A 1721-nucleotide genomic window follows, 5' to 3' on the forward strand; every position below is an offset into this window, starting at 1 on the left:
GAGAAAGGCCCCGATGCCTTCTACAAAGGCGCAACTGCAGATGCCATCGTGAAAGCCAGCGCGGCGACAGGCGGCATTCTGGCAAAGGCCGATTTCGAGCAATACTCCGTGCGCGAACTTGAGCCTGTCAAATGCAACTACCGCGGTTATGATATCGTTTCCTCACCTCCGCCGAGTTCCGGCGGTGTCATCATCTGCGAGATCCTGAATGTTCTCGAAGGTTATCCGCTCGGATATCTCGGTTACGGGTCGGCGGAAACCGTTCACGCCATGGTCGAAGCGATGCGCCATGCCTATGTCGATCGCAACACATCGCTTGGTGATCCGGATTTTGTCGATAATCCGGTGAAGAAATTGCTCGACAAGCAATACGCCAAGGAAATTCGCGAGAAGATCAATCCGTTCAAGGCCGGGGTATCGCAGGAACTGATGCCAAAGGGCTTTGGCGAAAGTAAAGAGACGACACATTATTCCATTGTCGACGACGAGGGAAACGCAGTGGCTGTCACGTATACGCTCAACGGCTCCTTCGGCGCAGGTGTCGTGGCTCCCGGAACAGGTATCTTGCTTAATAATGAGATGGACGATTTCACGGCCAAGCCTGGTGCCGCCAATCTCTATGGGCTGGTGCAGGGAGAAGCCAATGCCATCCAACCGAAGAAGACACCGCTTTCTTCCATGAGCCCCACCATTATTTCAAAGGATGGCAAGCCTTTCATGGTCATTGGCAGCCCTGGCGGCGCGCGTATTATCACGATCACGCTCGAAGCCATCATCAATGTCATAGATCACGGCATGAATATCCAGGAAGCTATCGACGCGCCCCGCATTCACCATCAATGGCTGCCGGACAAGGTCTATATGGAGCCTTATGCCCTCTCTGCTGACACACGCAAACTCCTCACCGAGATGGGTCATGATGTCGAGATCGACAAGGACTGGACGATCTGGGGCCAGGCCGCCGGTATTCTGCTTGGCGGCGAGAGCCTCACTGATATCGAAGAAGGCAAAGGCGCACGCTACAACGGCGCTATAGACAGTCGATCGGGATCGGGGCAAGCGCTGGGCTATTGATTTACCACGCTGGCGGACTTCACAGACTGATATCGATCATCCGGCCACGTAGCTGCCGGATGGTCTCGGCATCGGCATTGGCGAATGCAAAGCGCAGAAACTGAGTGTGTTTTGCGCCAAAATATTCGCCGGGAATACTGAGAATTCCGGCCTTCTTGGCGAGATGCTCCGCGACCTCGGTCGACGGCCGGTCTTCGAATGGATGGCGGATGAAGGCAAAATAAGCGCCCATTGCTTCGAGCTTCCAGCCCTCAAGACCTGTCATCACTTCGGACAGTGCCTTGGCGCGAGCTTCGATTTCCAACCGGTTACCAGCCCGCCATTCAACGAGCGCCGGCAACGCCCGCGCCACGGCGCCCTGCGCTGCACGGGGAGCACAGATTTGCAAATTGTCCATGATCTTGGCGATCTCTTCGACGACGTTTTCGCTGGCGGTCAGCGCGCCTAGCCGATGTCCCGGAATGCAGAAGGACTTCGAAAAGCTGTAGAGCTGGATCAAATTTTCCTGCCAGCCCTTCTCCCTCAAGAGACCATGCGGAGCACCGACGTCGTTGGGTAGGAAATCGCGGTAAGTTTCGTCCAGAATCAGCCAAAGTCCATTCTTCCGGCAGACGTCGAAAATAGCTTTCAACTGTGCTGGCGGATAA

At 55.4% G+C, this 1721-nt stretch carries 2 protein-coding genes; one reads left to right on the plus strand and one right to left on the minus strand.

Going from position 1 to position 1721, the window contains the following annotated elements:
- Positions 1 to 1074: gamma-glutamyltransferase (ggt, locus tag ACXJ5O_RS25950; protein ID WP_457302420.1), on the plus strand; the 1074-nt coding region annotated here is incomplete at its 5' end.
- 19 nt (positions 1075 to 1093) lie between these two features.
- On the opposite strand, the gene ACXJ5O_RS25955 is transcribed toward ggt, so the two are convergent.
- On the minus strand, positions 1094 to 1721 hold a 628-nt coding region (locus ACXJ5O_RS25955), incomplete at its 5' end, for an aminotransferase class I/II-fold pyridoxal phosphate-dependent enzyme (RefSeq protein ID WP_457302421.1).

This window comes from Phyllobacterium sp. P5_D12 (assembly GCF_054049495.1).